Source organism: Streptomyces sp. NPDC051563 (assembly GCF_044454225.1).
GTDB lineage: Bacteria > Actinomycetota > Actinomycetes > Streptomycetales > Streptomycetaceae > Streptomyces.
In genome coordinates this window covers 1-8,725 of sequence record NZ_JBITDL010000068.1, presented here as the reverse complement: position 1 = coordinate 8,725, position 8,725 = coordinate 1, and the positions used below count along the sequence as shown (strand labels likewise).

7 protein-coding genes are annotated in these 8,725 nt (G+C 67.8%); 4 read left to right on the top strand and 3 right to left on the bottom strand.

Annotated features, from left to right (window positions below):
- Nucleotides 1-91: 91 nt before the first annotated feature.
- A complete protein-coding gene (locus tag ACIA8F_RS39015; RefSeq protein ID WP_399385796.1) occupies nt 92-1,102 on the bottom strand; it encodes a sporulation protein in 1,011 nt (336 codons plus the stop codon).
- A gap of 83 nt (nt 1,103-1,185) precedes the next feature.
- Nucleotides 1,186-1,407: a hypothetical protein gene (locus ACIA8F_RS39010; protein ID WP_399385795.1), complete on the bottom strand. Its 222-nt coding sequence runs from the start codon at nt 1,405-1,407 to the stop codon at nt 1,186-1,188.
- Nucleotides 1,408-1,807: 400 nt separating this feature from the next.
- On the opposite strand from ACIA8F_RS39010, the gene ACIA8F_RS39005 reads away from it, so the two are divergent.
- The 3 genes from ACIA8F_RS39005 to ACIA8F_RS38995 all read left to right on the top strand — a co-directional run bounded on the left by ACIA8F_RS39005 (nt 1,808) and on the right by ACIA8F_RS38995 (nt 5,470).
- Nucleotides 1,808-3,139 (top strand): hemolysin family protein, encoded by a 1,332-nt coding sequence (locus tag ACIA8F_RS39005; RefSeq protein WP_399385794.1) that lies wholly within the window; start codon nt 1,808-1,810, stop codon nt 3,137-3,139.
- Entirely contained in the window at nt 3,136-4,164 is a 1,029-nt protein-coding gene (locus tag ACIA8F_RS39000; protein WP_399385793.1) for a hemolysin family protein, read from the top strand. Before ACIA8F_RS39005 ends, ACIA8F_RS39000 begins: the two co-directional genes overlap by 4 nt.
- A gap of 409 nt (nt 4,165-4,573) precedes the next feature.
- Nucleotides 4,574-5,470, top strand: a complete 897-nt coding sequence (locus tag ACIA8F_RS38995) for a DUF5655 domain-containing protein (RefSeq protein ID WP_399385792.1) — start codon at nt 4,574-4,576, stop codon at nt 5,468-5,470.
- A gap of 377 nt (nt 5,471-5,847) precedes the next feature.
- Here ACIA8F_RS38995 and ACIA8F_RS38990 read toward each other — a convergent pair whose 3' ends face one another.
- Entirely contained in the window at nt 5,848-6,882 is a 1,035-nt protein-coding gene (locus tag ACIA8F_RS38990) for a DUF317 domain-containing protein (protein WP_399385791.1), read from the bottom strand.
- A 166-nt stretch (nt 6,883-7,048) separates the two neighbouring features.
- Between ACIA8F_RS38990 and ACIA8F_RS38985 the strand changes: the two genes are divergently transcribed.
- The gene (locus ACIA8F_RS38985) at nt 7,049-8,710 is read left to right on the top strand and encodes a PQQ-binding-like beta-propeller repeat protein (RefSeq protein WP_399385790.1); all 1,662 of its coding nucleotides are present in this window, start codon (nt 7,049-7,051) and stop codon (nt 8,708-8,710) included.
- The last annotated feature ends 15 nt before the right edge of the window (nt 8,711-8,725 follow it).

The following is an 8,725-nucleotide window of genomic DNA, read 5'->3' as shown; positions in this document are numbered from 1 at the left end:
CACACACGGGCATCCGCCCGTACCGACCCCCACCCCATATCCACCACAACGCCAAAACTGCCCAACCGTCAACGAAAGAACCGTTGCAGTACTAGTCCTCGTCCCCGGCGTCGTCCTCATCGCCCTCGAAGAAGTCACCCACCTCGTCCACCACTTCGGCGGCAACCAGGCCGCCGACGACACCGACGGCAAGACCTGCCGCGCCGGCAGCGACTACCGTTCCCATGCCGGGTCCCGAGCGGTGTTCGTGGCTGCCGCCGTGCTGACCGCCATGGCGCTTGTCGGCGAACGGGGTGCTGTGGCCGTAGGAGCCGTGCGAGCCGTAGGCGGCTCGGTGCTCCACGAGCTGACGCATCCAGCCGTCGACCTCCGCGTTCCAGTTTCGGTGCGGCACATCCGCGTGGCTGACCGTATACCGGGTGACCGCGTCGTGGCCCTCGAAGAGGAGGCCGCCGCGCTTGTCGGCCTCGATGACGACCTCCATGCCTGCGGGGTTGGCGAGGAGTGTCACCTCGATCTCGTTGACCTGGTGCGCGTACGCGGGAGCCGGGGTGAGCTCGACCTCCTGGTAGAAGGGCAGCTGCTGGCCGGTACCGCGGATGTGGCCGTACTCCAGGTCGGCGGACTTGAAGCCGAAGCCGAGCTGGCCGAGGGCTTCCAGAACCGCTTCTTGCGCCGGAAGTGGACGGACGACCAGGGGGTCGAGGTCGCCCTTGTCCTTGGCTCCGGCGACTCCGAGCTCGGTGCGAACGCCCAGGACGATGCCCAGTGGTTGCCCGTACAGCTCGGTGATGGGGGTCTCCCAGGGCAGCGTGACCGCGAAGGGGATGCTGCGGTGCTCACCCTCGGCGAGACGGAAACCGCCACCGACGGTGAAGCGCTCGAAGACGACCGAGCCCTCGGACTCGCCGTGCTCGCGCTCCGCCTCGACCCGGGCGATCAGTTCAAGGGTGATGTCGTCGATCGTGAAGTCGGCGTTGCCCCCCTTGAGGTGCACCTGGCCGCTGAGGGTGCCGCCCGGAACGGCGGCGATCGGGTCCAGGACCGTGTCCACGGCCGGGCTGCCCACACCGAGCGAACCGAGCAGTCTCTTGAACACCATGGTGGCGTTCACTCCTTCTGGTTGTGCTTGTGGTTCCCAATGGGCGGGGCGGTACGCTGAGTCGTACCGCCCCGCGGTCGTGCCTACTTGGCCGAGCTGTCCAACGCCGCCAGCGCCTGCGCCCAGTGTGCGTACTTCAGGTCGGCGAGGTCGGCGACGGTCTTGACGCCGAACGCCTCTGTGAGGAGGTCGCCCTGTCGGTCGCTGACGCCCTTGAGCGCGGAAACGGGGGCGGCGAGGATTTCCGGCAGGCTCTTGTCCGCCCATGCCTTGTCCAGCACCTTGCTCAGATCGATCGAGGCCACAGCAGTCCTTCCACAGGTCAACACGGGCAGGTGCGAGGGTGCGGGTGTGTGGAATCTCCCGTGCTAGGCGCAGCTAGCAGAATCCAGACGCCCCTCGTCTTTTCTACACAGCTGTAGAAGCATAGGGGTGGCGGGGGTGTAGGTAGGCCGCATCTCGGATGATTCCGGAAGGAAGGCCGGAAAGCGCCCCTCGAAGGATGGGGGGTGCCTGATGCGGCGCCCTTTGCCCACCCTTTACGATTGTTGCGGGGACTCTCCCCCTCAGGCAACCCTGCCGGACCGCCGAACAGCGGTCCTCCGAGTGAAGAAGGAGCGGCAGACCCGCAATGGGTGAACCTCCCAGTCCACGCCGTGCCACGTCCAGCCCGCAGATCGCTGAGCCGGGAGCGGGGGTGGCACGGTGACCGAAGTTCTGCTGCTGGTCCTCGCCCTGGCCCTGACGGTGACGTGTGCGGTGTTCGTCGCGGCCGAGTTCTCGCTCACCACCGTCGAGCGCAGCGAGCTCGAACGTGCTGTCGAGGCGGGCGAGCGCGGCGCCGAGAGCGCCTTGAAGGCGGCCAAGCGCCTGACCTTCCAGCTGTCGGGTGCCCAGCTGGGCATCACGGTGACCTCGCTGGTGATCGGCATGCTCGCCGAGCCCTCGGTCTCCGCCCTCTTGCGCGGGCCACTGGAAGACATCGGCCTGCCGTCCGGGGCGGTGCCGACCACCGCGACTCTGCTCGGCGTCGCCCTGTCGACCGTCGTGCTGATGGTCGTCGGTGAACTGGTCCCGAAGAACTGGGCGATCTCCCGCCCGCTCGCCGTCGCCAAGGTTGTAGCCGGCCCGCAGCGTGGTTTCACGGCCGCGTTCGGTCCGCTGATCCGGCACCTGAACAACACCGCGAACCGGCTCGTACGCCGCTTCGGTCTGGAGCCCGCGGAGGAGTTGGCCTCGGCGCGTACCCCTGAGGAGCTCGTGGCGCTGGCCCGCCACTCCGCCCGCGAAGGCGCGATCGAGGCGGACTCCGCGGAGTTGTTCGTCAAGACCTTGCACTTGGCCGACCTGACCGCCGAGAACGTCATGACGCCTCGCGTGGACGTTCAGGCTCTGGAGGTCCATGCCACGGCGGCCGACGCCGCGAACCTGACGCTGGCCACTGGCCTGTCCCGGTTCCCCGTCTACCGGGACACTCTGGACGAGGTCCTCGGGACCATCCACGTCCGCGACGTCCTGGCGTTGGAGGAGGACAAGCGCCCGGTGACCTCCGTAGCCGACCTGATGGCCTCCCCGCTATTGGTGCCGCACTCCTTGCCCGTCGACACCCTGCTCGGGCGGCTGCGCAGGTCGCGGACCATGGCCGTCGTCATCGACGAGTACGGCGGCACCGCCGGCGTCGCCACCGTCGAGGACATCGTCGAGGAAGTCGTCGGTGAGGTCCGCGACGAGCACGACCCGATGGAGGTACCAGACCTGATCGTGGCCCCGGAGCAGGATGGCCGGCGTGTGTGGGAGGCGGACGGGAGCGTCCGCCTCGACGAGCTTGAAGAGATCGGGTTCGATGTGCCCGAGGGGCCCTACGAGACCCTCGCCGGGCTCATCGCCACAGAGCTGGAACGCATCCCTGTCGAAGGAGACGCGGTCACCGTCGCAGGCTGGGAGCTGGCCGTTCTCGACATAGACCATCACCGCGCCGACCGGGTGACCATCACCGCGCCGGCCGAGCCCACCGAGACCCAGGAGCAGGGCCGATGATCGCCATCCAGCTACTGATCGGCCTCCTCGCCCTGGTCACCAACGCCTTTTTCGTCGGAGCGGAATTCGCGCTGATCTCCGTCCGGCGCAGTCAGATCGAACCGGCCGCGGCGAAGGGCAACCTCCGGGCGAGGACCACCCTGTGGGGACTCGAACACCTCTCCGCGATGATGGCCACCGCCCAGCTTGGCATCACCGTGTCCTCGCTGGTCCTGGGCGCGGTCGCCGAACCCGCCATCGCCCACTTGCTGGAGCCTCCCTTCCACGCCATCGGCGTTCCCGAGGGGCTGATCCACCCGATCGCCTTCGTCATCGCGCTCACGGCGGCCACGTACCTCCACATGCTGGTCGGAGAGATGGTCCCCAAGAACATCGCGCTCGCCGCCCCCGCACCGACCGCGCTGCTGCTCGCTCCGCCCCTGGTCGCCCTCACCCGGGCGCTGCGCCCCTTCGTCTTCGGCATCAATGCCTTCGCCAACGGGTTGCTGCGCCTTCTGAAGGTCGAGCCGAAGGACGAGGTCGGCTCGGTCTTCACCGACGACGAACTCGCCCGCTTGGTCAAGGACTCCAGCGCTGCCGGCCTCCTCGACCCCGAAGACGGAGAACGCCTCCAGGACGCTCTCGAACTCGGCACGCGCCCCGTCGGTGAGATCATGGTGCCCATCGCCCGCGTAGTGACGGTCGACCACGACATCACGCCCCGAGCCCTTGAGCGAACCGCGGCGCGGTATGGATACTCCCGCCTGCCGGTCACCGGGCCCGGCGAGGAGATCCTGGGCTACCTGCACATCAAGGACGCCCTGGCGGCCACCGATCGTGCGGCACCCTTCCCGCACGGTGCGCTGCACCCGATCACCACGGTCTCCCTCGATACCCCGCTGGACGACACGATGACCGCGATGCGAACAGCGGGTACACACCTGGCGGGCGTGGCAGGGGACAAGGGCACGGTGATCGGCTTCGTAACGATGGAAGACCTGCTCGAGGAGCTTGTAGGCGCTGCCGCTGACGATAGCGACGCCTGATTCTGAGCAGGCTGTGGCCGACACCGAGCGAAACGGTGTCGGCCACCAGGGCGTTCATGCCGGGCACCGATCGATGCGACTGGGCGCCATCACGTGCACTATCTGTGGTCGCGTACGTTGCGTGTCAGCTAGAGCGTGAAGTTCATCGAGTTGATCAATCGTCAACTCGCAGTTGCGAGTGGGTGCTTAGAAGGCGCCTGCTCTATCCGCTGAGCTACGGGGGCTGACCTGCGAAAACGCAGCTTTCCGAACACGAGCCATGTGGCGCTGTGCCACACATGTGCCACAAGGGTACGCGTGGGGCGATCGGCTCCGGCTTCAGCCTCTCACAGGATCTTTGCATCCCCGAAGGCCGAGACGGAAACAATTCGGTCTCCGCTGCTGTTGTGGCCCCTGGATACAGCGATGCATGGGGGTGCTGAGACTGAGGCTGTTCGATGTGAACGGTGGGGGCGCGGTGGAGATCACCGCGAGGCCGGCGGAGCTGGAACGCCATCTGCAGGACGTGGTCGAGGCGAACATGGAGCTCCTGCTCGGCGTCCGGTTCCTGGCGAGCGAGTACAGCACGGGGCCGGTGCACGGGGGCAGGATCGACTCGCTCGGCATCGACGAGAACGGTTCGCCCGTCGTCGTCGAGTACAAGCGCGGGCGGGACGCCGGCGTCATCACGCAGGGCCTCTTCTACCTGTCGTGGCTCGTCGACCACAGGGCGGAGTTCCAGCGCCTGGTCCGCGACCGGCTCGGGGAAGCGGCCGCGGACCAAGTCCTCTGGAGTGCGCCCAGGCTGATCTGCGTCGCGGAAGACTTCACGCGCTTCGACGTGCACGCCGTGCGCGAGATCCGGCGCAGCATCGACCTGGTCCGCTACAGCTACTTCGGCAACGACCTCCTCGCCCTTGAGCCGGTCGCCTCCGTCGTCGCCGACGGAGCGGTCCGAAGCGACCGCCGGCAGCGCAGAGCAGCCCAGGAGGACAGGCCGGTGGACAACACCGGGGTCTCGGACCTGAGGACCGCGCTGGAGGAGCTGGTCCTGGGACTCGGTGACGACGTGAGCCGCATCGACCGCAAGCAGTACCGGGCCTACCGGACGCTGCGGAACTTCGCCTGCGTCAGCCATGGCCACCAGCAAGAAGTCGTTATGACCCTTCGCCTGTCTCCGAAGGAGATCGACCTGGTCCCCGGCTTCACCCGGGACGTCAGCGGGATCGGCCACCACGGAACGGGCGACCTCGAAGTCCGGCTGCGCACGGACCACGATCTACACCGAGTGGAGCCGCTACTCCGACTGGCTTACGAAGCGGCGTGACCGCTCGGCGGGCAGCGGTATCGAGTTGTCGATCGGGCAGCGGCGTCGGCCTCTCGTGATGCGGGCAGGGGGTGGCGGTGTCCTTCCATGATGCGGCGGAGCTGGGAATTCGGAATTCCCGGATCCGTTGCTATACGCAGCCGTCAGCACTGGATGCCGGGCACCCTTGCAGCGCTATTTGCGAGCGGTTCCTGGGCGGCGAGCCCAGGAGATGGCGCCATGCTGCGGTTGTCCCGGCCACGCGGTGAGACCCCGTCGAGGGGGGATTCGACGGGGTCTCACTCAGACAGTAGCTCTATGAACCGCGCCGTCGTGGAGTGAAGGCGCGTCTCTGCGTGTTGGCCATCCAGACCGCACTCCGAGGAGGGCTCGCCGGTTCAGCGTCTGGGAGGGGGCCGATGCATCGCGGCCGGGGGTGAGGCCGCAACCGGCTTCTGAGCGCGCTTGCGGGCGGGGCCCACCGCATGGATTGGGGTCTGGCGGTGGCCGTAGCCGTGAGCCAGTTCGAAGCTGATGTCCTGGATGAGGCCCGTGGGGGCATATGCGGAGAGGTGGATGGCCCATGAGGGGTTGTCGGCCGTGTTGCCGCCCCCAGAGCGTCCAAGCCGGCAGGACGTCTCCCTGCTTGATGAGGTGTCGAAGCGGAGGCCCGCCGCGTCGGCCGTGGGCGCCGTCCACTCGATCAGCCGGGATCCGACCTTCAAGGGCCAGCCCGCATCGTCCAGGGGACGGGACGCGTGGGCGAGGTCTTCCTCTTTGATGGGGCTGCCGGGTCCCCGGCCCCAGGAGAACTCGGTGCTGAGGCTGTTGAGGAGGGCGCGCATGACCTCGGCGGGCGTGGCTGGGGTGGCGGTGGCGTGCCAGAGGCGCTCGCCGACGGGTGACTCGTAGGCGGCGATCGTCCAGGCGTTGTCGCCGTGCCTGGCCTCGTGGAGGAACTCGACGCGCAGGGTGAAGGACTCGTGGCTGGCGATGGTGGTCTCGTCGTGCGGCCGCCATTTCTCCCACTCGCCGTTGGCGGCGAAGAAGTCCGTCAGGAGGGCTTCGTGGTCGCCGGGACCGTTGGCGTACACGGGCGCCAGCTGGGACGTCTCCTCGGCTGCGAAGCCCAATGGTGCTGCCGGCGGCGTGGCGGAGGGCGGAGCCGTGCCCAGGACGGCCAAGGTGTCACGCTCGATGTCGGTGAGAGGGGCCGGTCCGGGGCGGACCGCAACGGTGTGGCGGCGGTGGAAGTCGGCTACGGCCTCTGCTTCGAAGGCGTAGTCCGTCTCCTCCGTGCGGAGGTGGTCCTCGCCGTGGAGGTGGACGCTCTTGCCCCCGGCGAAGGTGCCGACCGCGACGGTGGTCCAGCCGTCATGGGCATGAAGGTGTTCTTCGCGATTTGGGTGTCTCGCGAGACAGGGGGATCGCAATGCCGTCACCTCGTCACGTTCACCCAGATGGGCACGGGCTGTACGGTCAGCGCCGTGCCCGGATGAAATCCATTGGTGCACCCCGCCGCCCGACGGGATCATGAGCTGCCGCCGTGCCCCGCCCGGGACGGCGGTCGCTCATGTGCAGACCTGGGAGGACCCCTGTATGACCCTCGTGCCGATAGTCCGACGCGTGCTCGGCGACGGCCCATTCGCCGAGATCGGAGAACCGTCTCTGGCCGTCGTTGACGAGCGCTCGCGGACGATCGCTGTGGGTGGGGACCTCGGACACGTCCAGTGGAGTGGCAGTGGGACCGCGGACTCCCGATGGACGGGGCACCGGATCGGTGTCTATGAGCAGAAGGGGCTGCGGTGTCGGCACCTGGTGCGGTCGAGGTATCCGGTTCGGGCTCTCGCCTTCCACCCCGTTCTTCCTCTGCTTTCCGTTGGTACGGGGCGCTACGACGGCGGCTACTCGTTCGAAGGCGAGCTGCTGCTGATCCACCTGGACTCCGGCGACGTGGTGTCTGCCCTGCAGTACCCGCGGGAGGTGCTCGGCGTGGAATGGCTCAGCGAGATGGCGCTCCGTCTGGTCTTGGCGCCGTGTGACGACTGGGAGAACCCACAGGCACACGAGCAGGGTCATGCGGTTGTTGTGGCTCGCTCGGACTGGGGCGCCGTCGGGCGGGGGGCGATCGGTGCCGAGGAGCTGGCTGCCCTCGCGGAACCGGTCGTCCATCCGGATCACAGCGGGGAGGCCCACCGAATCCTCGCGGATCTGGCGGCCTCGGCCGGTCGGCAGTGGGCCGTACGCCGGCGGGTGTGGGCTGTCGAAGGTATGGAGGACGGCCGCGTGCTGGCTGCTCTGGACGGGGTCCTGGTGGAGTCGTGGCTGCCATCAGGAGACCTGCAATGGGCGGTCGAGGACGAGGAAGGCGGCCGGCAGCTGCTTCTGGCCTCCGACGGCACATCGGTCTGGACTAACGCCGAACGTCGCAGTCGCCGCAAGGGAAGGCGCTGGGAGACGTCCGCACCCCGGGTCGCCCGGATCGCCGTCGCGACGGGGCAGGAGTTGGAGACCCTGAGTCCGGGGGTGTTCACGGTTCTCGTGGCAGGCGGCCAGAGGACGATCCTGAGGCCGTTGGACGGCCGCCGCAAGCGTCCCGAACGGCTGATGATGTTCGACCTCGATGGCCCGGTGAACGGTCCGGAGGTCGGTTCCTTCGACCTGTTCAATCACCCGTTCGCCGTCCGTCGGGCGAGCCGCCCGTACGTCCTTATAGGTACTGACTCGGACGAGCCGCACAGGGACAAGTGGGTCACCGCCCTGGGCGCCGATGGGACATTGCGGCGGCTCTTCCCACACTCCTGGGTACCGGAGGAGCATCATTTCGGGGGTCCCGCGGTCGAAATCGGGCAGTCCCTGGTCTATGCCGGCGCCGTCCACAACGGTCACGGGCTCCAACCCGGTGGCGCCTACGTCGTGCGGCGATCCCTAAGCGGCTCAGTGCAGTGGCAGCATCGCACCGATCATCCTGCCACTGCCCTCGACGCAGACGGGGACACCGTCTACGTGGCCTACAACTCCGGCGCCCTGACAGCACTGGACGCTGCCGACGGCTCGGTACGGTGGCACACCGAGCTTGAGGTCGACGGAGCACCGACCACCGCACTGTCCCTGGCTGTGGCACCCCAAGGACACTTGCTCATTGGGACCGTCGACGGCCGGATCCTGGAGTGCTGGCCTCGGGACTGTAAAAGAAACGGTGTAACTCCGATCATGGAGGATTGCACCTGTGACCAGCGAGAACATAGCTATAGCGCCTGAGGCTGGGGCCTCGTC